At 64.2% G+C, this 23,999-nt stretch carries 19 protein-coding genes and 1 pseudogene; 4 read left to right on the forward strand and 16 right to left on the reverse strand.

Annotated elements, in window-relative coordinates:
- The first annotated feature begins 251 nt into the window (after positions 1-251).
- Entirely contained in the window at positions 252-2,222 is a 1,971-nt protein-coding gene (locus tag OXH74_RS17955) for an alkyl/aryl-sulfatase (RefSeq protein WP_375738176.1), read from the forward strand.
- Positions 2,223-2,295: 73 nt separating this feature from the next.
- Here the strand turns inward: OXH74_RS17955 and OXH74_RS17960 are convergent, their stop codons facing one another.
- From OXH74_RS17960 to OXH74_RS17975, 4 genes are all read right to left on the reverse strand, one after another.
- Positions 2,296-3,690, reverse strand: a complete 1,395-nt coding sequence (locus tag OXH74_RS17960; RefSeq protein ID WP_375738177.1) for a DUF1254 domain-containing protein — start codon at positions 3,688-3,690, stop codon at positions 2,296-2,298.
- Positions 3,691-3,860: 170 nt separating this feature from the next.
- Complete coding sequence (locus tag OXH74_RS17965; RefSeq protein ID WP_375738178.1) at positions 3,861-4,265, reverse strand: DUF202 domain-containing protein; 405 nt, start codon at positions 4,263-4,265, stop codon at positions 3,861-3,863.
- A gap of 1 nt (position 4,266) precedes the next feature.
- A complete protein-coding gene (locus tag OXH74_RS17970; protein WP_215369604.1) occupies positions 4,267-4,662 on the reverse strand; it encodes a YidH family protein in 396 nt (131 codons plus the stop codon).
- Between the two features lie 114 nt (positions 4,663-4,776).
- Complete coding sequence (locus OXH74_RS17975) at positions 4,777-5,076, reverse strand: hypothetical protein (protein WP_375738179.1); 300 nt, start codon at positions 5,074-5,076, stop codon at positions 4,777-4,779.
- Between the two features lie 304 nt (positions 5,077-5,380).
- Between OXH74_RS17975 and OXH74_RS17980 the strand changes: the two genes are divergently transcribed.
- Positions 5,381-6,352: a LysR family transcriptional regulator gene (locus OXH74_RS17980; RefSeq protein ID WP_375738180.1), complete on the forward strand. Its 972-nt coding sequence runs from the start codon at positions 5,381-5,383 to the stop codon at positions 6,350-6,352.
- Here OXH74_RS17980 and OXH74_RS17985 read toward each other — a convergent pair.
- The 6 genes from OXH74_RS17985 to OXH74_RS18010 form a co-directional block, all read right to left on the reverse strand.
- The gene (locus OXH74_RS17985; protein WP_375741642.1) at positions 6,316-7,572 is read right to left on the reverse strand and encodes an MFS transporter; all 1,257 of its coding nucleotides are present in this window, start codon (positions 7,570-7,572) and stop codon (positions 6,316-6,318) included. The genes OXH74_RS17980 and OXH74_RS17985 overlap by 37 nt on opposite strands.
- 114 nt (positions 7,573-7,686) lie before the next feature.
- A complete protein-coding gene (locus OXH74_RS17990; RefSeq protein ID WP_375738181.1) occupies positions 7,687-8,850 on the reverse strand; it encodes an acyl-CoA dehydrogenase family protein in 1,164 nt (387 codons plus the stop codon).
- Positions 8,851-8,867: 17 nt separating this feature from the next.
- Positions 8,868-10,415, reverse strand: coding sequence for an AMP-binding protein (locus tag OXH74_RS17995; protein WP_375738182.1), 1,548 nt, complete (start codon positions 10,413-10,415; stop codon positions 8,868-8,870).
- A 217-nt stretch (positions 10,416-10,632) separates the two neighbouring features.
- Positions 10,633-11,979, reverse strand: coding sequence for a DUF1329 domain-containing protein (locus tag OXH74_RS18000; RefSeq protein ID WP_375738183.1), 1,347 nt, complete (start codon positions 11,977-11,979; stop codon positions 10,633-10,635).
- 2 nt (positions 11,980-11,981) lie between these two features.
- Positions 11,982-13,862, reverse strand: coding sequence for a DUF1302 domain-containing protein (locus OXH74_RS18005; protein WP_375738184.1), 1,881 nt, complete (start codon positions 13,860-13,862; stop codon positions 11,982-11,984).
- Between the two features lie 118 nt (positions 13,863-13,980).
- The gene (locus OXH74_RS18010) at positions 13,981-15,327 is read right to left on the reverse strand and encodes a serine hydrolase domain-containing protein (RefSeq protein ID WP_375738185.1); all 1,347 of its coding nucleotides are present in this window, start codon (positions 15,325-15,327) and stop codon (positions 13,981-13,983) included.
- A gap of 117 nt (positions 15,328-15,444) precedes the next feature.
- On the opposite strand from OXH74_RS18010, the gene OXH74_RS18015 reads away from it, so the two are divergent.
- The gene (locus OXH74_RS18015; protein WP_375738186.1) at positions 15,445-16,368 is read left to right on the forward strand and encodes a LysR substrate-binding domain-containing protein; all 924 of its coding nucleotides are present in this window, start codon (positions 15,445-15,447) and stop codon (positions 16,366-16,368) included.
- Between the two features lie 135 nt (positions 16,369-16,503).
- Here the strand turns inward: OXH74_RS18015 and OXH74_RS18020 are convergent, their stop codons facing one another.
- From OXH74_RS18020 to OXH74_RS18040, 5 genes are all read right to left on the reverse strand, one after another.
- The gene (locus OXH74_RS18020; RefSeq protein ID WP_375738187.1) at positions 16,504-17,688 is read right to left on the reverse strand and encodes an acetyl-CoA C-acyltransferase; all 1,185 of its coding nucleotides are present in this window, start codon (positions 17,686-17,688) and stop codon (positions 16,504-16,506) included.
- A 17-nt stretch (positions 17,689-17,705) separates the two neighbouring features.
- Complete coding sequence (locus OXH74_RS18025; RefSeq protein ID WP_375738188.1) at positions 17,706-18,140, reverse strand: acyl-CoA thioesterase; 435 nt, start codon at positions 18,138-18,140, stop codon at positions 17,706-17,708.
- Between the two features lie 45 nt (positions 18,141-18,185).
- The gene (locus tag OXH74_RS18030; protein WP_375738189.1) at positions 18,186-19,349 is read right to left on the reverse strand and encodes an iron-containing alcohol dehydrogenase; all 1,164 of its coding nucleotides are present in this window, start codon (positions 19,347-19,349) and stop codon (positions 18,186-18,188) included.
- Positions 19,350-19,410: 61 nt separating this feature from the next.
- Positions 19,411-21,201: an acyl-CoA dehydrogenase C-terminal domain-containing protein gene (locus OXH74_RS18035; RefSeq protein ID WP_375738190.1), complete on the reverse strand. Its 1,791-nt coding sequence runs from the start codon at positions 21,199-21,201 to the stop codon at positions 19,411-19,413.
- Positions 21,198-22,436 carry a 3-hydroxyacyl-CoA dehydrogenase NAD-binding domain-containing protein gene (locus OXH74_RS18040; protein ID WP_375738191.1) on the reverse strand — a complete coding sequence of 413 codons (1,239 nt, stop codon included), beginning with the start codon at positions 22,434-22,436 and terminating at the stop codon, positions 21,198-21,200. The genes OXH74_RS18035 and OXH74_RS18040 overlap by 4 nt, the downstream gene beginning before the upstream one ends.
- A gap of 98 nt (positions 22,437-22,534) precedes the next feature.
- Here OXH74_RS18040 and OXH74_RS18045 point away from each other — a divergent pair, with 98 nt between their 5' ends.
- Complete coding sequence (locus OXH74_RS18045; protein ID WP_375738192.1) at positions 22,535-23,434, forward strand: LysR family transcriptional regulator; 900 nt, start codon at positions 22,535-22,537, stop codon at positions 23,432-23,434.
- Positions 23,435-23,576: 142 nt separating this feature from the next.
- Here the strand turns inward: OXH74_RS18045 and OXH74_RS18050 are convergent.
- Positions 23,577-23,939 (reverse strand): annotated as a pseudogene (locus tag OXH74_RS18050) (TraC family protein); the annotation flags it as partial.
- Positions 23,940-23,999: the final 60 nt, after the last annotated feature.

Here is a 23,999-nt window from a genome sequence, read left to right on the forward strand (position 1 = left end):
CCCCACACTGACGCCGGATAGATTTAGGCAAGCCAAACACTCATCGCTGATCAGCATTGCAGAAACGGGGGTGACCATAGATTTTCGTACAAAACCTAAGAGCGGAACTTTTGCCCATAGCAGGGCGTTATGCCGGACATGCCTCTCTGATATTGGTCGCGTGCGGTTAAGGCCCAATAAAGTGCATCGGTTCACTGGCGCACGTGGTCGGCGGCGCGCCTCGGTCTCCAATAAAAAGAAGGATGTTCCCCATGCTTGTCCGACGCCCTGCCCGGGTCTTGCTGGCGCTCACGTTGCTGGCCCAGTCCATTACCGCTTCCGCTGCACCCTCCGCTAAGGACGCAACCGAAATGACCCGCGCTTCCAACCTGCAATGGTTGCAGCGCTTACCCTTCGCCGATCGAGCTGACTTCGAGGCCGCACAGCGTGGCTTGCTGGAGCGCTTCGATGGCGTGGTGGACAACGGCAAAGGGCAGGCCGTGTGGGATCGCGGCACCTACGCCTTTCTCGATGGTCGCGAAGCCCCGGCGACGGTGAACCCGAGCCTCTGGCGTATCGCCCAGCTGAATAACATGGCCGGGCTGTTCCAGGTCACCGAGGGTGTCTATCAGGTGCGCGGCCTCGATCTTGCCAACATGACCCTGATCGAGGGCGAGAAGGGGCTGATCGTCATGGATCCGTTGCTCACGGTGGAAACCGCCCGGGCGGGCCTGGAGCTCTATTTCAAGCATCGGCCACGTCGGCCCGTGGTGGCGGTGATCTACACCCATTCCCACATCGACCACTTCGGCGGCGTGCGTGGCGTGGTAGACGAGGTGGATGTCAAAGCAGGCAAGGTGCAGGTCATTGCGCCAAGTGGCTTCTTCGAGCATGCGGTCAGCGAGAACGTGCTGGCAGGCCCGGCCATGAAGCGCCGGGCGCAATACATGTATGGCTCGCTGCTGTCCCGTGGCGAACGCGGCCAGGTAGACGCGGGCCTGGGCAAGGGCGTGCCGACTGGCGGTACGGTGAGCTTGATAGCGCCTACCGTGGAGATTGCCCAGCAACTGGAGACACGCACCATCGACGGCGTCGAGATCGAGTTTCAGCTCACCCCTGGTACCGAGGCGCCTGCAGAGATGAACCTCTATTTCCCGCGTTTCAAGACCCTGTGCATGGCGGAGAACGCCACCCGTGTGCAGCACAACGTGCTGACCCTGCGCGGCGCCCTGGTGCGTGATCCGAAGATCTGGGCGCAGTATCTGGACGAGGCGCTGGTGCGTTATGGCGACAAGGCCGAGGTGCTGTTCGCCCAGCATCATTGGCCTACCTGGGGCCAGCAGGAAATCCGGGAATACCTGGCCGACCAGCGCGACATGTACGCTTTCATCGACAGCCAGACGCTGCGCCTGATCAATCAGGGCCTGACCCCGACCGAAATCGCCCAACGCCTCGATTCGCTGCCGCCCCGGCTGGCGGGCAAGTGGTATAGCCGCGACTATTACGGCTCCCTGAGTCACAACGTGCGTGCGGTCTACCAGCGCTACATGGGCTTCTACGACGGCAATCCGGCCAACCTGAATCCCTTGCCCCCGGAAGATGCCGGCAAGCGCTACGTCGAAGTGATGGGCGGTGCCGACCAGATCCTTGCCAACGCGCGGAAGGCGTTCGCCGCGGGCGACTATCGCTGGGTGGCCCAGCTCACCAATCACTTGGTCTTCGCCCAGCCTGACAATGCCGAGGCCCGGGACCTTCAGGCCGACGCGCTGGAGCAGCTGGGCTACCAGAGCGAGAACGCGACCTGGCGTAACGCCTATCTGAGTGGCGCCCAGGAACTGCGCCAGGGCGTGGCCCTGGCCAAGGGCGGCAATGGTGCGCCGGACCTGGTCCGGGCGCTGACACCGTCGATGTTCTTTGACTACCTGGCCGTACGCATAGACGCGATGAAGGCGGCCGACGAAGACCTGCGGATAAACTGGCGTTTCACTGACATCAATGAGGACTACGCCCTGACCCTGCGCAATGGCGTGCTGACACACCGCAATGGCGCCCGGCATGCCGCGCCGGAGATCAGCGTAACCATGACCAAGGCGCTGCTGGACCGCATCGCCCTCAAGGAAACCGGCTTCCTCAAGGAGTCGACCATTGGTGGCATCACTATCGAGGGTGGGCGTCTGAAGCTGCTCGAACTGCTGGGTGGGCTGGATGAGCCTAACGGGCAGTTCAATCTGGTCACCCCCTGAATCTGGTGGGTGAGGCCCCGAACGAGGCACGTCGCGCGGGACCCCGATTCGGGGCAGGAATCTGCCCCGGCGGTCACTGGGTGACCTGGATCACCGGCGGCAACCAACGCTTTTCGAGCACCTCGGGCTTGGGCCAGTAGAGGCGCAGGAACAGGTTGAACGGGCCTTCTGGGGCGGGCAGCCAGTTGCTGTGCTGGGCCACTTCGGCTGGTGGTTCGTGTTGAATGAAAAGATCCAGCGAGCCGTCGTCGTTGTAGCGCAGATCATCACGGTCACCCAGTGCGTATCGGTCCAGCGGGTTGGCCGAGAGCAACTGCTGGGCGTTGTACAGGGTCAGCGACCAGAAAGCGCGGGTAGGCGGCAGTTGGTCTCTGCTGAAGTGCAGGACATAGCGCTGGTCGCCGCTCAGTGGCCGGCCCTGCGGATCCTTGTGCAGGTTGGGGTAGAGGGCGTCATCCGGAGTGTTGGCGCCGAAGCCGAGTTTCGCGACCAAGGCGCGTTGCTGGTAGCGGACGCCATACTCGCCCAGGTCGTAGCCAATGCGCCAACCGTTGTAGGTGTCTCGTTGCTCCAGCAATTGCTGGCTGTCGTTCAGCAGCCCGACCACCTTGCGATAGCCGATTCGCGAGCCGAGGCGCTGCAGCGTCGACTGGTTGACGTCGCAGTCGTCGTTGATCAGGCCGATGGCCTGGAGGCGCGCCAGCATGGGCGCGTCTTCCGTGCGTGGTGGGTTGTGGTGCAGCAGTTGGCAGAGGGCGGTGAAAAACTGGTCCTGGTTCCAGTTGGCCAGCTGTCGGTCCGGCGCCTTGCTCCGGTCTAGCGGCGGCAGCTCTGCCATATCGGCTAACGTTGCGGCCACGGGATGGCCTTGCCAGGCGCTCAGCGGCATGATTTGGAAACGCTGCTGCAACTGGTGAATTTCGGCGTAGTCCTCGGGGCCGCTGCTCTTTATTCGGCCGATCATCCAGGCCATCTGGGTGGGTATCCGGATTACGTCCATTCCAGCCGGAGCCGTGCCATTCCAGGTCGGTCCTGCCACGAGGAAGGTCTTGGGCTCGGTGCCAATGGTCCGGGTGCCGGGGCTGGTCACCACGTTCGACCAGGCGTCCATGATCGGCATCATGTAGTAGTGGCCGTTGGTATCGGGGATGCTCATCACCACTGGCTCCTGGCGCAGATCAAAGTGGGTGATGCTGTACAGTGTGTCGACGTTGGGCGATACCACGCTGTTGAAGCTGGCGTCGGGAAAGCGAAGGCTATGACGAAAGCCGTTGATGGCCGTTGTGCCGAGCAGTTCCTGATGCTGCTTGGTCAACTCCATGAGTACCAGCGGGTAGCCGAATAGGTAGGCTTGGGCCGTTTCCCGGGCCTGGTTCACCACGCTGAACGCGGAGGCCGTCAGGCCGACGGCGACCAGGGTCGTAGCACCGAGGCCCAGCCTCCAGAGCATTTTCCTGCTCAGTGCCATGTGCTGCCCTCCCTTGGCGCCTGGTTGACGGAGCCTGCCACTGCTACCGGGAGCGAGTTGGGCGCTAGCGGGCGCGCGCGGATTGTCCTGCTGGTGGATAGCTGAATCTGTGTTGTCATTGTGGTTTTCTCGGCTATGAGTTCCAGGCTGTTGTGCAGTCCCTGTCTGTTTCAGATCGATCGAATAGTTAGGTGAGGCGTGCTCCAGGGGTGAGAAGGAAATGTCGGACCCTGTGCCGTGCTGAACGGTGCCGGCATAAGCTTTGCGCCAGCGTCTTCGGTGGTGTCGCGCACGGCGTTGAGCATTGCGAGCAGCGCCATGGTCACCAGCGCCAAGCCGGTGAAGACAACCTTCCCCGGACTCGCCCGGCCGCGCTCGTCGCGCAGCATTGCCAGGCTGCGCTGATAGCGTCGCCCCTGGCGCCCCCCCAGGATGCCGGCCGTACTCAGCGCAATCAGTACAACCCACGGTGCATGCCCGCGCAGGGCCAAGCAGGCGATCACCAGTAGCGATACCTGGGTCCGGCGCCAGGCCAGTTCGGTGCGTTCGGCCTGCAGGCCGTTGTCGGTCGACACTTCAGCCGCCCCAGCGCGGCCAGAACAGGCCGATCATGATCAGCGCAGCCATGCAGCAGCCGAGCGCCAGCAGCGGCACCAGACCTGGCAGCGGCAATGCATGGCGGTGACGAAGGGCGCGCTCCACCGACAGCCAGCGCAGGCAGGCGCCGACGCTGACCAGGATGCTCAGTGACAGCAGGCTCAAGGTGATGATCAGCCGCAGTAGCGGCTCGAAGGCCTGGCTGGCGAACGTCTCGACGGCGATGCCGCCGCCAAGCAATGCCAGCGCGGTTCGGATCCAGGCCAGGAAGGTGCGCTCGTTGGCCAGTGTGAAACGAGGGTCCGGCTCCTCGCCGCCCAATAGCGACAGAGAGAGCGTTTTGCGTGGCAGGTTGCGGTGATCTGGAGTGCTCATGCAATACCCTGAATGCAAAGCTGCCGCCGGCCCGGGAGGGGCCAGCGGCGTGGGGTGGGGCCAGCGCAGGACCTTGCTGCGCAGGGCGCGCGGCAAGTAGTCGGAGGCACTGAATCAGCAATTGAAGTTGAGCGGCTGGCTCTGTTCATTTGTGAGGCCTGCGGCGGTGTGACGGCCTGTGTTCAGGTCGTAGGTCGCGTCCATGGCTTCAACGGCCGCTATAGCGGTGGGTCTGGGCATCAGTTCCGAATCGTGGTCGGTGCCAAAAACTCTGGGCCCAGGAAGCGGCGCCACGCTCAGTTGACCTCCGGTTTCGCCGAGCTGGAAGCCCACGGCCGAGGCGGTTCCGACCAGGCAACTCAGGATCAGCAAGAGGAGCGGTTGGCAGAAGCTGCCGCGCAGCATCGAGGTCATCACTCTTGTCCTCTTTATTTTCCTTATTGCAGAGTGAGAAGTTGTATTGGGAGGAAATTAAGTGCCTTTCTTCGGGTAATTAATTTCCCGACGTTTAAGTTTGAAGTCTCTAATTTAGCGAGTAGACGAAACTTGAAGTTTGAAGAGCCATCTGATTGCGTGGAAGAGTGTTCGGCAATGTCGTCGTGAGGTTATGTTGCTCCCTTCGGACGTGTTTTCAGCGATACTAGGCATCGGCCGGAGACCTCACAAATAGCGTCTTTAGATAGTTGCCATAACGCTTCGGCATAGCCAGAGATACGCCATGACCCTCAAGCAGCTCCGTTATCTGATCGCCATTGCCGAAGCCGGCAGTTTCTCCGCAGCCGCGCGCCGGGCGTATATCGCCCAGCCGGCCCTGAGTCGGCAGATCGGTTTGCTGGAAAGCGAACTGGACATGCAACTGCTGGAGCGCCAGCACGACGGCATCGCCCTGACCGATGCCGGGCGGCGGCTCTACGAGGTGGCCCGCTCCGTGGTGCAGAAGCTGGATTCGGTGAAGGACGAGCTCAAGTCCACCCGCGGCGATCCCCGTGGCCACGTAGCCATTTCGATTCCCGCCACCGCTTCGGCGCTGCTGCTGCCGGCCATCATCTCCAGGGCAGCGGAGAAGTTTCCTGGCATCGCTCTCACGGTGTGCGACGGCCTGACACGCGAGGGCGGGCAGGCGATCGAGCTAGGCAAGGTGGATTTCGGTGTTGTTCCCAATGCCGAGGAACTGGAGAACGTGGCCGCCGAGCCGATCCTGATTGAGGAACTCTACTGGGTAGGGCAACCGGATGCACCGAGCGATGCCATCACCATCACCCTGGCCGAGGCGGCTGCCACGCGGCTGGTGATGCCGCCGCGCTCGCTGCACTTGCGCCGGCGCATCGAGCAGGCGGCCATGGAGGCCGGCGTCACGCTGAACTCGGTCTATGAGCAGCAGTCCGCCCCCGGCATTGCCAGTCTGGTGCGCAGCGGGTTGGCTACCACCATCAGCAACTGGCCGCCGTTGGAGGAACTGCTGGAGCCAACGGCAGCGCGGCTAATCGTCGAGCCGAAGATCACCCGTACTGTGTCCATCGCCCATTCGGTGCACAAACCGCTGTCATTCGCCGCGTCCTGCATGCGTGACTTGGTGCGTGTGCTGCTGGTAGAGGCGGTTCAGGCTGGCCGCTGGCGCGGCAGCCTGATTGAGCGCAGTTTCGAGGAGACGCCTCAGGCCTGGGAGCACGCCGACAGCGAGGCGCCCTGACGCAGGCGCTCGCGGGAGCGTTCCGGGTTGAGGAGGCGCAGGCCGATCAAGCCCGCCACCACCATTACCGCGCCGCACACCAGGAAGCCCTGGGCGTAGCCGTCAGGATGGTCGGCGCCGGCTCCATGCACCAGCAGGCCCGTGACCACCGGTGCGGACAGGCCGGCCAGAGAGGCGATAGCATTGCCGATGGCGAGGATGCCACCGCGCTGGCCGCTGGGGGTGAATTCCGCGAGCATGGCCGGTCCCACCGAGTACATCACCAGGGCCAGGCCACCGCTCAGGGTCAGGCAGGTGATGCGTGCGACTACCGAGATATCCGGCAGGATCAACGACGCGGAGAGCAGCCCGCCAGCGATCAGGCACAGGGAAACGAACACGCCCCGCGACAACCGCGAAGGAACACCTCGGCTCAGCAGGCGCTGGGACAGCCAGGCCATGAACAGGCTGAGCGGGGTGGTTACCACTACGAACAGCACGAACATTCGACCGGTATTGATCGGGTCGATGCCCAGGCCGGTTTCCAAGTAGCTGGGCACCCAGGTCAGGGTCAGGGCCAGGGACCAGTTGGCGGCGAAGTGGCAGATATAGTTGCCCAGCACACTGCCATCGGTGAGCAGTCGACGGTAGGGCACCCGGTGGGAGTCCAGTTTCACCTGCCCGGCACGCAGGTTATCGAGGGTACCTTCGCGACCCAGCAGTAGCCAAAGCGCACACCAGACCAGGCCGATGGCGGCAAGCACGGCGAAGTTTGTGCGCCAGCCGTAGTTCAGGCTGATCAACGGGATCATCGCGCCAGCAACCAGCAATCCCATGGCGCTGCCGGAGTGGAGCAGGGCCACTGGCAGGTTGCGGCGGTCGTTGGGAAACCATTTGTACAGCGCATGGGTCGCCACCGGTGAGGCCGGACCCTCGCCGATGCCCAACAGCACCCGGCAGGCAACAATCATCCACAGCGAGCTGACGAATAGCATCGGTAATTGGATCAGTGCCCAGAACAGGCCCATGCCCAGCAGCAGGGTTCGGGTCGGGCGCCGATTGGCGAGGAAGCCGCCGACCACGGCGGAAATGGAGAACAGCCAGTGCAGGGCGCCGCCGATCAGGCCGAACTCGGTCGGGGTCAGGCCCAGTTCCTGGGTCATGGGAACGGCGACCAGGCCGATCACGACCTTGTCCAGGAAGTTCACCAGCATCATGAAGGCCAGCAGGATGGCGATCATCCAGGCCGTGGCTGGGCGGAAGGCAGCGTCGTCGCGAGTCATGGGGTTCATCTCTGATCTTGTTTTTATCGAAAAAAGCCCGTCCCGCGTGGAAGACGGGCTTGCGCACTCGCCCTAGCTGGGCATCAGCACGCTCTTGGCGATGGTGTTGCGCTGGATCTCGCTGGTACCCGTGAGGATGCGCATCATACGGGTCGCGCGGAAGATCCATTCGACCGGATGTCCCTTTATCAGCCCGGCGCCGCCGTGGATCTGCACCGCCTTGTCGGCAATGCGGAAGGCGGTTTCCGAGGCGAACAGCTTGCACATGGGCGCCTGAACCTTGATGTCACCGCCGGCATCGTTCGACTGCGCCGTGGCGAACATCATGCTGCGTGCGGCGTACAGCTCGGTGGCCATGTCGGCGATCATGTGGTTCACCGCCTGGAACATCGCGATGGGTTGGCCGAACTGCTTGCGGGTGCGGGCGTGGTCGACGGTCAGGTTCAGTGCTAGGCCGGCCATGCCCAGCAGGGTGGGGCAGTGCAGTAGACGATTGAGGGTAATACGGCCCATGGCCAGCTTGAAGCCCGCGCCTTCGTCGCCGATGCGGTTCTCTACCGGCACTCGTACCTCGTCCAGAAAGATGTCGCCGTGGCTGCCGCCCCCGGACATCACCGCGTAGTCGGTCTCCACGCGCACGCCAGGTGCCTTGAGGTCGACGAAGAATGCTGAGATGCCCTGGGCACCGCGTCCCGGTCCGGTCACGGCGAGCAGTACCGCGATGTCGGCATAGGGCGCACCGGAGATGTAGCGTTTGCCGCCGCTGAGAACGTAGTGATCACCCTCGCGGCGGGCCTGGGTCTGGATGGCCGAGGCGTCCGAGCCTGCTTCTGCTTCAGTGAGGGCGAAGCAGACCGTCTGCTCGGCGCGGCACACCGGCTGCAGGAAGGATTCGATCTGGTAGGCGCTCGCCACTTTGAACAGATGGCCGATGCGTGGCGGGCCGGACAGTTCTCCCAGTACGTGCGGGGCCAGCATCGAGCCGGTGAGAACGGTGGCCTCCTTCACTGCGCAGAGGTCGGCGCTGCTCAGCCCGGCGCCGCCCAGGGTTTCGGGAAGCATGATGTTGTAGAAGCCCAGTTCGCAGGAGCGCTTCCAGACTTCCCGCAGCAGCGGTCGGGGATGGGGCTCCCCCCAGGACAGGCCGTCACGGCGTTCAAGGGGCAGGATCTCGTCGCGGATGAAACCGTCTATGGCCTCGATGATCGCCTGGGCCTTGTTGCTTGGTTGGTACATGTTGGACTCTCCCGTGCTCAGATCCGACGCTCGCTGTTCTGCCAGTACGCCTCGCGGATCAGGCGACGTACTACCTTGCCGTTCGGGTTCTTCGGTAACTCCTTGACGAAGTCCACCGTGCGCGGCTTCTTGAAGCCGGCCAGGGTACGGCCGCAATGCTCGATGATGGCCTCGGCACTAAGGGTCTCGCCCGGCTTGAGCACCACCACGGCGCGCACCGCTTCGCCCCACTGTTCGTCAGGCACGCCGACAACCGCGGCCTCGAAAACCTGCGGCAGGCTGTAGAGCACCTGCTCCACTTCGGTGGGATAGATGTTGAAGCCGCCAGAAATGATCATTTCCTTCTTGCGGTCGACAATGAACACGTAGCCATGCTCATCCACGGTGGCCAAGTCGCCGGTGAGGTAGTAGCCGTCGCGCATCACCTCAGCGGTCAACTCTGGCGCCTGCCAGTAGCCCTGCATGATGTCCGGGCCTTTGACGACGATCTCGCCGATTTCGCCGGGGCGAACGTCCTCGAACACCTCGTTGACCACCCGCAGGTCGGTCTCGAAGTAGCAGCGTCCGCAGGAGGCCAGGCGCCGGTAGTCGCCGTCTTCCACTAGGTGGTCTTGCTCGGTGAGCACGGTGACCAGCGAGCAGGTCTCGCCAGCGCCGTAGCCCTGGGCCAGGATCGGCCCGAATACCCCGATGGCGCGTTTGACCAGGGCCGGTGCCATCGGTGCCGCGCCGTACATAACCAGGCGAAGGCTCGACAGGTCGAAGCGTTCCACCTCCGGGAAGTTCACCAAACGGTTGATCATGGCCGGTACCAGGAACAGGCGGGTGACCCGCTCGCGCTCGATGGTCTCCAGCAGCAGGCGGTCGTCGTAGCGCTCCAGCAGCAGGTTGCAGGCGCCCACCGCCAGAAGCGGCATGATCTGCATGCCGCTGGCATGGGTGATGGGGCCAACATGGGCCATCACGTCACCAGGCGCGGCGCGGCGGGTCGGGCTGGCGATGCTCTTGCGGATCAACGCCTTGCGGTTGCCAAAGCTGAGCATGGCCGCCTTCAGTACACCGGAGCTGCCGGAGGTGTAGTGCAGCACGGCCAGATCGTCGTCGGCAGGGTCGCAGCACGAGTGGGTCGCGCTGCCCCGCTCAAGCAGGGCGGGATAGGTGATGTCACCGGCCCCGGCGTCGAGGGAGATGATCCAGCGCAGTTGTGGCAGGTCGGCGCGGTGGCTGGCGAGTGCTTCGGCGAAGCGCCCGTCGGTGATGACGGCAACGCTGCGCGAGTCTTCCAACACCTGGATCACCTCATCGACCGACAGGCGGGCGTTTACCGGCACTTTCACCATGGCGCACTTGTATAAGGCGATTTCCGCTTCCACAAGTTCCACGCGGTTCATCGCCAGAATGGCGACATGTTCACCACGCGCGATCCCGAGTGCGTCCATGGCAGACGCGAGTTTATTAGTGCGAAGTTCAAGTTCGGCAAATGTCAGACGTGTTCTGGAGTCGATAACAGCTTCTTTATCGGGCCAGTAAAGTGCACTTCTACTGATAATTTTCCCAAGGTTCACGTTGTTTTTCTCATGGGGGGAGACAGGACTTCGATCCTATCCAGAGACCATTGGCCGCAACTAATACAACTGTTCGATGCAGGCCATATCGTTATTAGATGGATGTGTCGGGTAAAGTCTTGTGCTGGCTACAAAGTTCGATATGCGTTTTTTTCGGCAAGCTGAATGGCATTCGCGCAGGCACTTATGGTGGATGGCCTGCGCGAATTGGGAGGCATTACTTGCCGAGGCGTTTGAGCTGCGCCGGGGTGAACTCGGCCTTGGACACCATCTCGCCGAACTGCGCCTTGCTGGTGACTTCGTTGCTCAGGTAGTTCACCGCATAGCGCCCGGAAATCAGGTCATAGGTAGCCTCGGCGACAGTCAGCGGCAACTGGATGTCGTGCAGCATGGCCAGGTGGGATTCGTAGTTGCGCCACAGTTCGCCGCGGTTGTCGTAGATGTCCGCAGCCATGATCTGCCAGGTGTCCTCGTCAATATAGAAGCGGCGCTTGCCATAGACGTGACGGCTACCTGGTTTAAGGGTGGCTTCCACCACCCAGACGCGGTGCTTCTCATAACGGGCGTGTTCGGGGTTTAGGTAGCCGGGCTTGAGCAGGTCGCTGTACTTGGTCTGCTTGCTGGCCATGCGGTAGGCGTTGTACGCGACCAGCATTTCCCGCTTGCCCTGCAGTTTCCAGTCGTAGCGATCGGGCGCGCCGTTATAGCCGTCGACACTGTCGGCCACTACCTGGCCGAAGCTGTAGCGTGCACTGCTGTCATAGGCGACGGTCGGTGCCCGTCGCACACGCCGCTGCCCAGGATTGTACTGCCAGGCCGAACGGGGTCCCGACACTTGGTTGATCGGCTCATGCACCAGGGTCACCTCGCCTGCGTAGCGCGACGGAGCGGTGGTCCTGACCCGGTTGAAGAACAGGACGTTCTCTTCCGTGCCAAGGTCGCTGACTCGCTCGCGGAAGGCCGTCAGGCCATCGGAGTTCACCAGGGTGTAGTCACCTTTTTCCTGCACGGTCGCCGAGGCGAACTGGCGGCGGATCGAGCCGCCACGATAACGGGTGAGGTGATTCCATATCACCTCCAGGGCTTCTGTTGGCTGGGGAAATGGCACCCCGAAGTTGTAGCCGGCCAAGCTATATCCGTTGTCCGTCAAAGTGACCTTGGTCAGGTTGGCCCGGCTTTCGTCCAGGTAGGCCTTTGGCAGGGCGGCGCTGCGATGGCTCGGGTACACGGACATCTGGTACTCGGGGTAGCGGGCAAACATCGCCTGCTGGCCAGGGCTGAGCTGATCCTTGTACTGGGCGAGGTTGGACTTGGTGATCACGTACAGTGGCTTCTCGCTGGCGAATGGGTCGGTGTAGTTGCCGTTGGCGCTGACCGCCGCAGCGCCGGATCGCATGCCACCCTCCCAGCTCGGGATACTGCCATCAACATTGGCGGCGCGCTCGGCGCCCACCGGGGTGAGCTCGGTATCGAACCGGGAGGGGTCGTTGCTTTTAGCCAGGGCCAGGGAGCAGGCGGTCAGCAGGGTGAGGGCGAGGGGAAGGGTCTTCAGGGCAGAGGTCATGGTCAGAAGCTCGCTTTGAGGGTGACCGAGGCGTAGTCGCGGTCATCGATGAGGGAAAACTCGTTCGAACCGAAGAAACTGTTGTAGGCCAGTTCGAGCGAGTAATCGTTGCGGTAGTCGAAGGTCAGGGCGAGGCCAACGGCCTGCTGGCCTTCCTGGAAGTTAGGGCCGTAGCCCTCGACGTCGTGACGCCAGTTGATGGAGGGGGTCACCACCGTGGCAGGCAGCAGATCCTCGTAGTTCAAGGCCATGCGTAGGCGATAGCCCCAGGAGAATGGAGTCATCACGCCGTGAGTGTTGCAGTGGGTCGCGGCGGCCAGCTCTTCATCGGTCAGGCCAGCGGTGTTCCGCGCTGAAGGCGTCGAGCAAGGTGTGCCATCGGAGGTCGGTGTGCGACCGAAAGCGCCTGCGCGACCAAGGCGTTCATCTTGCGGTTCCAGGCCGCCGATCCAGTTGGCGCCCAGTTCCGCGGCCCATGCCAGGCGCTGGGCACCGAGCACGTTGGACCGGGTGTTGGTGGCGCCGAGGCTGAACTGCCACACCTCCTTGCGGGTGTAGCCATCCACTCGGCTGCCCCGGGCGGCGGCCAGCTCAGCGGGAGTCATTGGCATGATCCAGGTATTGGACTGGCCAGCGAGCAGGTTGATGAGATCCCCCGGGTTGTAGCCCAGCGGCATGTTGGGGCGATAGCTCAGTTCGCCGAAAACGGCGGTACTGCCCACTACCCCGCTGATGCTGGCGCCGTACAGGCGGATGTTCTCGGGGTAGGCGGTCAGGTAATCGCCAGTATTGAGGTTGGCTCCCGGATTGCCGCCGGCGTTAGGTGCCTGACGGGCGATCACGCCGGAAAGAAACGGCGTACGACTGTGATAGTTGAGGTAGTAAAGTCCGAGGTCCGCGTTATTGAGCGATTCGATCAGGTAGTGCGTGGCCAGGCCGTACTGGCCGGTATCGCTGGGCCAGTCGGTGGCCGTGCGTTGGAGATAGCGTTCAGCAGCCGGCCGCAGCGCTGCCGGAACGTCGAGGACGTTTTCGACGCTGGAGGCATCGGTGGTGGAGATGCCGCCAGCGATCAGCTTGTTGAACTTGCAGCCTTCCTGGAGCGAGTCGTTGGTGCTGAAGAACGTGCCGCAACCCTCGAGAACCGAAGGACGGAAGTTGTACTGCCAGAAACCTTCAACGCTGACGGCATCCGTCAGGTCGAAGTTGAAGGAAATCATCTCCGCCGGCAGTAGCCCTTCCTTCAGTTCCGTACCGGGGCGGTTGAAGGCGGAGACGTCCAGCGGGTTGATCGCGTTGACACCGTTTTGCAGGAACAGTGCCTCGCCCCAGCTCAGCACATGCTTGCCGAACTTCACGCTGACGGGGCGCTCGGCCAGCTCGAAGTCCTTCCAGACATAGGCGTCCAGGACCTCGAAGCCCTTGAATTTGGCCAGGTCCTGCCAGCCCGAGTCGTCGAACTTTCGGAAGTCGCCGTTGCCTGTCTCCATTGCGTCGTCGTACCAGTACTTGAAGCGGATGAAGGCGCCTTGTGAACCATCGTTCAGATCAAAATCGGTCAGGCCTTTGAACAGGGTCGAGATGGTGTCGCCCCTTTCGAAATTGAGCTTGCCGTCGTCACCGTTGTAGTTGGTGCCGGTACCTACCTTGCCGATGCTGGAGGCGTCCGCCTTGTTCAACAGGTCTTTGTCTGCGTTCTGCAGTGCCCAGCTGGTGCCAAGGGACAGGGTGGTGTTGCTGGTCAGGCTCCAGTCGTCGTTCAGCTGCCAGGTGGCGGCCTGGGACAACGGGCTGGCGGCGCCCAGGGCGACGCCCAGGGCCAGGGCCGTGGGGCGGAATCCGCGACGGATGCGGGCGCGGTGGGGCGAGGTCGAGCTGTTCATGAAACCCTCTCGTTGTTGTTGTCGGGTCGGTGGCTGGCCTGGGCGGTTTCGCGGGCAAAGCGCCGCCCGGGCCGCGCAGTCGCCTGCGCAGCCGTTTCCCTGGCTGGGTTGGGTGTCGCTAGTGCGGTAGCTGGACCAGCAGTGCGCTGACCAGGTTGTTGAAGGTGGCCGCCGAATCCATGGTGCGGGTGCCGGCGCGGTCCTCGCCGCCAGCGCTGCTGGCGCGCCGGGCCTGGTCGGGGGTGGACGCCAGCTTGACGATCACCAGCTCGCGTCCGGGGTTGATGTAGATCTTCTGGCCGAAGCGACCGCTGGCCTCGATGGAGTTGTCACCATCGTTCTTCTGGAACCAGTAATTGCGGTAGGCGTAGCCCGGGCGTCCCGCCGCCAGGTTGCCGCGGGCGAAGACCGCCGCGTCGCCGGGCTCGAAGAGGCTGCGTACCGCCTGGTTGAAGCTATCGTTCGAAGCCGCTCGGGCCAGTTCGCGACGCACCAGCTCAGCGAAGCGCGCAGTGTCCCGCAGGTTGCCGCTCATCCCGCCGCTGGCCATCTCGGCGCCGAGCTGGTCCACCTGGACATAGGCGTCCTCCTCGGCGAAGCGCGACCAGATGCGTTCTTCCACCAGTTCCGCCCAGGTCTTCCCGGAGATGCGTCGCAGGGCCCAGGCCAGGGCTTCGGGTGAGCCGTTCTGGTAGAAGAACGGCGGCTTCTCGGTGCCGTCGCCACCCGGCTGGGCCAGCTTGAGGAAGGCGTAGATGTCCTCCGGCATGCCCGGCTGCCTGGGGATCAGCCCGGTGGCGGCGAAGAGGCCCAGGTCAGGCGGCACCTTCTCCGGGTAGGCCACCGCCACCCGCATGTCGAGGTTGGCGCGCACGCTGCTCTCGCCGAAGGGCGTGCCTTCCAGCTCCGGCACGTAGCTGGCCAGCCGGGCCTCCGGGTCGAGCTTGCCCTCGGCGATGAACTGCGCGGCTAGCAGGCCCGTGACCGACTTGGTCATGGAGGCCCAGATGTGCGGCTGGCGGTCGCCGAAGCCATCCAGGTAACGCTCGTAGACCACCCGCCCGCGGTGCAGGACGATCAGCCCGTCGGTCACGGTTTCCCGCAGGTAGCGGTCGAGGCTGAGAAATTCGTCACCGGCCTTGAAGGTCAGCGCGCCCAGCTCCAGCGGCTGGCCGCTGGGCAGGGGCAGCGGGGTCCGCGCCCGGGCCAGGTTGCGGGTGGGCGACACCTCGCGGGCATGGGTCATGGACCAGCGCAGGTACGGCGGCAGGAAGGCGTTGGCTTTGTTCACGCGGAGCTCCGGGGCAGGGGGAAAGCCTTGCATGACGCCGGTGCTGGGCGCGACAGCGGCCGCCTGCGCGGGCAGCAGGGCAGAGGCGAGCAGGAAGGTGGCGCCCAGCAGCAGGCCGGGGGCTTGCCGCCGGCGCGATGGAGCGGCCGGGGCAGGGGAGGTGCATGGGGTCATTGTTGTTATCCCATTGGGCGGTTTCGGGCCGGGGGCCTTTTTTCGGATGCTATGCGGGGCCTGGCATAGATACAATGAACCACTTTGGCAAAAGTCATAACCAGGAGGAATGCCCCCTTGGATACCCGCGATCTCGAATATGTCATCTGCGTCCGCCAAAGCGGCTCCATTGGCAAGGCAGCGGAGGTGTTGGGGATTTCCCAGCCCGCCCTGACTAAAGCTGTAAGACGAGTTGAAGAGCAATTGGGATTGCAGCTTTTCGAGCGGGTTCCCCAGGGCATGCGGCCAACGCATGCAGGTGAGCTTTTTCTGAAACGTGCGCAGAAACTGCACCGCGACTTTGATGACGCCATGGCGGAAGTACGTTGTCTGCGGACGGGGGAGCAAGGCGTCGTGCGCATAGGCTATTCGCTTACCTTCCCCGATGAGCTGTTGCATGCCGCCTGCAGGCGGCTGATACGCGAGCGCCCGTCTGCCAAGCTCAAGCTCTGCTGCAGGATGGCTCAGGAACTGCTGAGCGCCTTGCGCGCCGGTGAGCTGGACATTGTGTTCGTGCCTATTCGGGCAACCGAACCGGAACTGGACATCCAGCCGCTGTACCGGGACCGGCTGGTCGTCGCAGCTGACGCGGCCCATCCGCTTTGCCAGAGGAAGGGGCTGCATCTGGAGGACCTCAAGGGCGAAGACTGGGCGCTTCCCGCAGGGCATATCACGGTGCGGGTGATGCTCGAGGAGGCGTTCCGCCAGCGAGGGTTGCCAGCGCCATCTGTTCGCGTCGAGGCGGACTTCAGCAGCTCCAACTCTTACCAACTGATCGCTGGCAGTCGGATTCTGACCCTCGCCCGATTCAGCCGTGAGTTTTTGGCAACTGGGCTGGCCGCACTGGACCTGGCTCCCGGAGAGCTTGATTTGAATCGCAACGTGGGAATGGTCACCCGTACCAACGGATTCCTGTCACCCGTGTGTTGCCGGGTAATCGAGCTGTTCAAAGAAGAGATCGCGAAGGGGCACTTTGGGCTGGACGCGACTTCTCGGATGTAACCCGCGTGCCAACGGAAACTTCCCTGGCAGGAGCGGTAATCCGCTCAGATAAAGGAGGGCGGCTCTCTCTGAGCCGCCCTTTCGGGACTTGGTGCTTGCCTGCACGCCTTGTTCAGAACTTCGGCAAGCGATACCTCAGAGCACTTCGAACAGGCCGGCGGCACCCATGCCGCCGCCCACACACATGGTCACCACCACGTATTTCACGCCGCGACGCTTGCCCTCCAGGAGCGCATGGCCGACCATGCGCGCGCCGCTCATGCCGTAGGGGTGGCCGATGGCGATGGCGCCACCGTTGACGTTGAGCCGGGCAGGGTCAATGCCGAGCCGCTCGGCGCTGTAGAGCACCTGGCAGGCAAAGGCTTCGTTGAGTTCCCAGAGGCCAATGTCATCCACCCCCAGGCCATGCTGGCGGAGCAGCTTGGGTATGGCGAACACCGGGCCTATACCCATTTCCTCGGGCGCCAGCCCCGCGACGGCGATGCCGCGATACAGGCCCAGCGGTGTGATGCCGCGAGCGGCGGCCAGGGAGCCATTCATCAGAACGCAGGCACTGGCGCCATCGGAGAGTTGGCTGGCGTTACCGGCGGTGATGCTGCCGCCCTCGACCACCGGCTTGAGCCGGGTCAGGTCTTCCAGCACCGTCTGCAGCCGGTTGCCCTCGTCGCGGGATAGGGTCACCTCCTCGTAGCTCACCGCGCCGCTGTCCTTGTCGACCAGTTTCCTGCGCGCGCTGACCGGTACGATCTCACCGTCGAACAGGCCCGCGGCCTGAGCTTCGGCGGTGCGCTGCTGTGACTGCAGGGCATAGGCGTCCTGCGCTTCGCGGCTGATGCCGTAGCGTCGGGCGACTAGCTCGGCGGTCTGCAGCATTGGCATGTAAGCGTGCTCGGCCTGACGCACCACATTGGCGTCGTAGTCGCTGGCTGCCCATTGCACATGGGCATTCTGCACTAGGCTGATCTGCTCTTGGCCGGCGCCGACGGTGACCTGCATGCCGTCGACCATGATCTGTTTGGCGGCGACGGAGATCGCCATCAGGCCGGAGGCGCACTGGCGGTCGATGGTCTGGCCGCTGACCGTCAGCGGCAGGCCGGCGGCCAACAGCGACAGGCGCGCCAGGTTGGTGGAGGCGGTGCCGCCCTGCATGGCGGTGCCCATCACCACGTCGTCGATCTCGCCCGTCTCGATTCCGGCGCGTTGCACGGCGGCGCGGATGGCGATGGCGCCCATCGAGGGTGACTTGAGATCGTTGAACGCGCCGCGGAAGGCCTTGGCGATTGGCGTGCGTGCGGTGGAAACGATCACGGCACCTTGCATGTCGAACTCCTTGTGGGTCAGTTGCGCAGCAGACGGGCCAGAGCCTCGCGCTGTGCCATTGGAATGGGAATCGGGCGCTGGTCGACCCGGTCGACGAATACGTGGACGAAATGCCCGGCGGCGCAGGCGTTGAGCTCACCGGCCTTGAAGATGGCCAGCTCGTAGTGCACGGAGCTGTTGCCGAGCCGGGCCACGCGCAGGCCCACCTCGATGTGCTCGGGGAAGGCGATGGAGTTGAAGTAGTCGCAGGATGAGCTGACGACGAAGGCGATGGTTTCGCCCTCATGAATGTCTAGGCGACCCTGTTCGATCAGGTAGGTATTCACCGCGCTGTCGAAGTAGCTGTAATAGACGACGTTGTTGACGTGGCCGTAGATATCGTTGTCGTGCCAGCGGGTGCCGAGTGTCTGGAACCAGGCGTAATCGGCACGCTGGTGTTGTGCGGGTTGCATGGTGGCTCCTGGCGTCCACCCCTGCTGGGCGGATGGTGTTGGGGTTCAGTAGGCGGCCTGGTAGATGGCGAGGGCGTCGGCCTCGCTCACCTCGCGCGGGTTGTTGACCAGCAGGCGTTGCTGGTGCAGGGCATCGCGCGCCAAGGTCGGCAGTGCCGCTTCCGGGACGCCGGCATCGCGCAGCCGGCTGGGCAGGCCACAACGTGGACCGAGCGCGGCCAGCTCGGCAATGAACTGCTCGCAGAGCGACGCCGCATCGCCGGGCCGCAGGCGTGCCCCGAGCAGTAGGGGGGCCAAATCGGCATACAGTGGCATTGCAAGCGGAGCATTGAAGCGCGCCACCTCGGGCAGTACCAAGGAATTGGACAGCCCATGGGGTATGTGGAAGTGCCCGCCCAGCGGGTAGGCCAGGGCATGCACCGCCGCCACTGGCGCGTTGGCGAAGGCCTGTCCGGCCAGGCAGGCGCCGAGCAGCATGGCCTGGCGGGCGCGCACGTCGCCGCCGTTGTGCACCGCTTCGTCCAGGTTGCCGGCCAGCAGGCGGAGGGCCTCGCGGGCCAGTAGGTCGGACAGCGGGTTTTTCTTCAGGCGGCTGGTGTAGGCCTCGATGGCATGCACCATGGCATCAATGCCGGTTGCAGCGGTGACCGTTGGCGGCAGGCCGAGGGTCAGTCCGGCGTCGAGCAGGGCCAGGTCCGGCAGCAGCACGGGCGACACCACACCCAGCTTGGTGGACTCGCCAGTGGAAACAATGGCGATGGGCGTCACCTCCGAGCCTGTGCCAGCGGTGGTCGGCACCTGGATCAGCGGCAGGCGCGGACCGCGGGCTTGGCCGACGCCGAACAGCTCGCCGAGCGATTGGCCGCAGCCTGGATGGGCGAGCAGCGCCACCAGCTTGGCCACATCCAGCGAACTGCCGCCGCCGAAGCCAACGACCAGTTCGGCCTCCAGCTCGCGGGCGCGTTCCACTGCCGCCTGCACGATGATTTCAGGAGGATCGGCGATCACCTGGTCGAATACCTGCACGCTCAGTCCGGCGCTGGCGAAGCCTGGCAGTACATCGTCGAGCAGGCCGAAACGGGCGATGCCGAGGTCGGTGACAATCAGTACCCGGCGAGCGCCGCGCTCGCGGCACAGCTCGGCCAGGCGTGTGCTGGCGCCGGATTCGCAGAGAATCTGCGCAGTCGTGGCGAAACTGAACGGCTGCATGAAGCCTCCTCGTGTTGTTGTGCGCTGGTGAGCGGCCCGGACACGCCGGGCCGGGGGCGGGTCAGAAGGCAAAGTGCTCGGCCGGCAGCGCCATCAGGCAGTCAGCTCCACCGAGCAGCGCCAGGCGGTGACTGCTGGCGCGGGGCAGCAGGCGCTTGACGAAGAAGTCGGCGCTGGCGAGTTTGGCGCGGTAGAAATCGCCCTCGGCGCTGCCTGCGTCCAGGGACCGCTGCGCGCAGAGTGCGGCCTGCACCCAGAAGCCAGCGAGCAGCACGTAGGCGCTGTAGTGGAGGAAATCCACCGAGGCTGCGCCGATTTCCTGCGCGTCGTGCTGGCAACGCGCGATGACTTCGGCGGCCAGCCCGTGCCATTCGTCCAGGCGCGCTTGGACAACCCGTGCCAAACCGGAAAGTGCCGGCTGGCCCAAGGCCTCGTTGCACACTGAGCGTAACTCCTCCTGTAGCGCGGCCAATTCGGCGCCGCCATCGGCCAACAGCTTGCGGCGAATCAGGTCAAGCGCCTGGATGCCGTTGGTGCCCTCGTAGAGCTGGGTGATGCGGCTATCGCGCATCAGTTGTTCCATCCCCCATTCGCGGATGTAACCGTGGCCGCCGTACACCTGCACGGCGTGGCTGGCGACTTCCTGGCCCAAGTCGGTGAGGAAGGCCTTGACGATAGGGATCAGCAGAGCGGCGCGCTTGCTGGCCGCCTTTCGTGCCTCGGTGCTCTCGGCGCCATGCTCCAGGTCGAGCTGGCGGGCGGTATAGGCGGCCAGCATGCGGCCGCCCTCGACCAAGGTCTTCTGGATCAGCAACATGCGCCGCACGTCCGGGTGGACGATGATCGGATCGGCGACTTTATCCGTGGCCACCGGGCCAGTCAGACCGCGCGACTGCAGGCGCTCCCTGGCGTAGCGCAGTGCGCCCTGGAAGGCCGCCTCGCCAATGCCGAGTCCCTGCAGGCCGACCTGGAAGCGCGCGTCGTTCATCATGGTGAACATGCAGGCCAGGCCCTGGTTGGCTTCACCGACCAGATAAGCCGTGGCACCGTCGAAGTTCATCACGCAGGTCGAGGCGCCTTTGATGCCCATCTTGTGCTCTATGGCACCGCAGGACAGCGCGTTGCGCCGGCCCGGCGCGCCGTCGGCATCGGTGAGGAACTTCGGCACAAGGAACAGCGAAATGCCCTTCACTCCGACCGGCGCGTCCGGCAGCCGTGCCAGCACCAGGTGAATGATGTTCTCGGAAAAGTCCTGTTCGCCGCCGCTTATGAAGATCTTGCTGCCAGTGATCTGGAAACTGCCGTCCGTCTGGGGCTCGGCGCGGCTGCGCAGCAGGGCCAGGTCAGTGCCGGCCTGTGGCTCGGTCAGGCACATGGTGCCCGTCCATTGCCCGCTGACCATCTTCGCCAGGTAGCCTGCCTTCAGCTCTGCACTTCCGTGTTTGTGCAGCGCCAGCACTGCGCCTTCGGTGAGCCCCGAGTAGACACGGAAGGACAGCGAGGCGCTCATCAGCATTTCGTGGAAGGCGAAAGCCACCAACTGAGGGAAGCCCTGGCCGCCGAACTCCACCGGGCCGGTCATGCTCGCCCAGCCGTTGTCCACGTACTGCCGGTAGGCGGCGCGGAAGCCTCGCGGGGTGCTCACCTGGCCGTTCTCCAGGCGGCAGCCTTCCTCATCGCTGTTGCGGTTGAGCGGGGCAATCTCGTTGGCCGTGAAGGCGGCCGCTTCTTCCAGTACGCCATCAATCAGCTCGCGGTCGAGGCCAGTGCCGAGCTGCGCACAGTGCGCACTAGCGTCGAACAGCTCATGAAGCACGAAGCGCATGTCGCGCAGGGGGGCCTGGTAGCTCATGCCAGGCCCTCCTGTACGGCAGCAAAGCACTGGCCGGCGGCGGCCAGCCGTTCGATTAGCGGTGCCGGTCGCCATCTGGCGCCGTGCCGCGCTTCCAGGGTGCGCAGGCGATCGAGGATTGCCGGCACACCTTCGCTGTCGGCCCACGCCATCGGACCGGCCTTGTCGGCGGGGAAGCCGTAGCCATTCAGGTACACGAGGTCGATGTCGTGGCTGCTGGCGGCGATATTCTCTTCGAGGATCTTCGCACCTTCGTTGATCAGGGCCAGCAGGCAGCGCGTCTGGATTTCCGCGTTGCTCACCGGTCGTCGAACGAAGCCGAGGCGGGTGGACTCCGCCTCGACCAGGCGATCGACTTCAGCATCCGACTGCGCCTCGCGGCTGCCCGACGCGTAGCGGTAGTAGCCCATCCCGGACTTCTGGCCGAATCGGCCGAGTTCGCAGAGACGGTTGTCAACCTGCACCGTGGGTTCGTCCTGGCCTTTGCCGGCCAGTCCGCGAGTGCGCCACTCCAGATCAATGCCCACCACGTCGTACATGCGGAACGGTCCCATGGCGAAGCCGAAGGTCTGGAGCGCGCCGTCAACCTGGGCCGGCAGGGCACCTTCGAGCAGCATCAGCCGCGCTTCCCTCACATAGGTGCGCAACATGCGGTTGCCGATGAAGCCTTCGCAGTTGCCGGCGACCACGCAGACCTTGCCGATACGTTCGCCCAGGGCCCGGGCTGCCTGCAGCACGGCGGGTGCGGTATGGGCGCCGCGCACGATCTCCAGCAGCTTCATGATGTGCGCTGGGCTAAAGAAGTGCAGGCCCAGCACTTGCTCGGGCCGCGCGGTGACGGCTGCGATGGCGTCGATGTCCAGTGCCGAGGTGTTGCTGGCGAGGATCGCCGAGGGTTTCAGAGTGGCATCCAGGGTTCGGAAGATCTGCTGCTTGAGCTCGAGGTTTTCGTACACCGCCTCGATCACAAGATCCGCCGCGGCCAGCGCCGCATAGTCGCTGACCGGTTTCACATAGGCCCTGCGCCGGTTGACCTCGTCCGCTCCGATGCGGCCCTTGGTTATGTCATGCGCCCAGGTGTCCTCGATCATGCGCAGGCCTTGTTCGAGCATCTGCGGGTTGTTGTCTAGCCACAGCACGGGAATCCCGGCGTTAGCCAAGCTGATGACGATGCCCCGGCCCATGGTGCCGGCGCCGATGACGGCGGCCTGCTGCAGGTTCAACGCATTGCTCATGCCAGCTCTCCTGAAATCGGTGATGAAGGGTCGCCAACACCCTAAAGATCTAAGTACTATTTGAGAAATGGCATGTTGTGATGCCTGGTATTCATAAGATGAATTCATCGAGCTTTGACCTCAACCTGCTGCGAGTGCTCGACGCCCTGCTGCGAGAGCAGAATGTCTCGCGCGCCGCCGAGCGCCTGGCCCTGAGCCAGCCGGCGGTGAGCAACGCCCTGGCACGGCTGCGCGAGTTGCTGGATGATCCGCTGCTGGTACGCATCGGCCGGCGCATGCAGCCCACGCCTCGCGCCCTGGCCCTGGAGGGGCCAATTCGTGCTGCTCTGCAACAGATCGAGCAGACCCTGAGTGGCGCCGAGGCGTTCGATCCGGGGCAGAGCCGCCAGCAGTTCCGCATTGCCCTGACCGACTATGTCGAGCAGCTGTGCATGCCCGGCCTGCTCGCGCGTCTGGGTGACATGGCACCGGGATTGCGCATCGATGTGGCACACCTGAGTCCGAGCCTGCCAATCGAGGAACTGGACCGGGGCGCGCTGGACCTGGTGCTAGGCCGCTTCGATGAGATCCCGGCGCGCTTCGTGCGCCATCCCTGGCGCATCGAGACGCTCCAGGTAGCGGTGCGCAAAGGTCACCCACTGCTGGCTGGCGACCTCGACATGGAGAAGTTCCTGCGCCTGCGCCACGTCTGGGTGCACGGTGGCCAGACGCGTGGCATGGTCGACCAGTGGCTGGCCGGACGGGGGCAGTCGCGGCAGATCGTCTACACCACGCCGAACTACCTGCAGGCGGCGCACATCGTCGCAGGCTCGGACTTGGGTGTGGTCCTGCCAACCCAACTGGCGCGCCAGTTCGCCGCTTTGCTGCCCATCCAGTTGTTCGACCTGCCCTTCGAGCTAGGCCCCTTCCACCTTGAACTTGTCTGCCTGGCGCAGAAGAGTCGCTTACCGGCATTCGCCTGGCTCATCGAGCAGATATTGCTGATTGGCAAGGGCTGAGCATGGTCGGAGTGGATATTGCGTGGCTTCGTCTGCGCCAGAGCGATTGGGGCATACCTCACGAGCGGCGCCTCCGTCTGGTGCGTGACCGTGACCTGCTGGATCAGCGCGTCCTGCTCCAACTAAAGGTCACAACGGGGTTGTCCTGCACGTAGAGCTGCACGATCCAGGGGCTGTCATCCAACTCGTCAAACGAGCCCTGCAGCACGTTCTCCTGGGTGTCACGCACCTGCAGCAACCAGGCGGGTTCGCGCCCTTCGGTGCCGATCGGTGTCAGCTCGAAGAAGGCGGCCACGGGCTGGCCGTTGTCCAGCAGCATGCACTTGGTGTCGGGTAGGTATGCCACCCAGGGCAGCAGGTCGGTGAACGATGGCGCAACTCCCTGGAATGCCTGCTCGTCGGCCAGGGTGGCGGGCCGGCGCCGGGGCTGCGTGGCGCCAGGCTCGGGAATGCCCAGGGCGTGCAACGTGGCGACATGGTGGGTCCAGGCGTCCTTGGGCGGCATGGCTTCCTCGGCGGGGGGATGGGGCGGGTGCGTTCCGCGTCGCCGCGAGGCCATCAGTAG

The sequence above is a fragment of the Metapseudomonas boanensis genome (assembly GCF_042232855.1).
Lineage (GTDB): Bacteria > Pseudomonadota > Gammaproteobacteria > Pseudomonadales > Pseudomonadaceae > Metapseudomonas > Metapseudomonas boanensis.

Coding starts and splice junctions, on each gene's coding strand:
- OXH74_RS17955 (WP_375738176.1), top strand. CDS start 252: ATGCTTGTCCGACGCCCTGCCCGGGTCTTGCTGGCGCTCACGTTGCTG.
- OXH74_RS17980 (WP_375738180.1), top strand. CDS start 5,381: ATGACCCTCAAGCAGCTCCGTTATCTGATCGCCATTGCCGAAGCCGGC.
- OXH74_RS18030 (WP_375738189.1), bottom strand. CDS start 19,349: ATGCAGCCGTTCAGTTTCGCCACGACTGCGCAGATTCTCTGCGAATCC.
- OXH74_RS18035 (WP_375738190.1), bottom strand. CDS start 21,201: ATGAGCTACCAGGCCCCCCTGCGCGACATGCGCTTCGTGCTTCATGAG.
- OXH74_RS17985 (WP_375741642.1), bottom strand. CDS start 7,572: ATGATCGCCATCCTGCTGGCCTTCATGATGCTGGTGAACTTCCTGGAC.
- OXH74_RS18000 (WP_375738183.1), bottom strand. CDS start 11,979: ATGACCTCTGCCCTGAAGACCCTTCCCCTCGCCCTCACCCTGCTGACC.
- OXH74_RS17970 (WP_215369604.1), bottom strand. CDS start 4,662: ATGAGCACTCCAGATCACCGCAACCTGCCACGCAAAACGCTCTCTCTG.
- OXH74_RS18045 (WP_375738192.1), top strand. CDS start 22,535: ATGAATTCATCGAGCTTTGACCTCAACCTGCTGCGAGTGCTCGACGCC.
- OXH74_RS17960 (WP_375738177.1), bottom strand. CDS start 3,690: ATGGCACTGAGCAGGAAAATGCTCTGGAGGCTGGGCCTCGGTGCTACG.
- OXH74_RS18040 (WP_375738191.1), bottom strand. CDS start 22,436: ATGAGCAATGCGTTGAACCTGCAGCAGGCCGCCGTCATCGGCGCCGGC.
- OXH74_RS17975 (WP_375738179.1), bottom strand. CDS start 5,076: ATGACCTCGATGCTGCGCGGCAGCTTCTGCCAACCGCTCCTCTTGCTG.
- OXH74_RS18005 (WP_375738184.1), bottom strand. CDS start 13,862: ATGAACAGCTCGACCTCGCCCCACCGCGCCCGCATCCGTCGCGGATTC.
- OXH74_RS17990 (WP_375738181.1), bottom strand. CDS start 8,850: ATGTACCAACCAAGCAACAAGGCCCAGGCGATCATCGAGGCCATAGAC.
- OXH74_RS18025 (WP_375738188.1), bottom strand. CDS start 18,140: ATGCAACCCGCACAACACCAGCGTGCCGATTACGCCTGGTTCCAGACA.
- OXH74_RS18020 (WP_375738187.1), bottom strand. CDS start 17,688: ATGCAAGGTGCCGTGATCGTTTCCACCGCACGCACGCCAATCGCCAAG.
- OXH74_RS18010 (WP_375738185.1), bottom strand. CDS start 15,327: ATGACCCCATGCACCTCCCCTGCCCCGGCCGCTCCATCGCGCCGGCGG.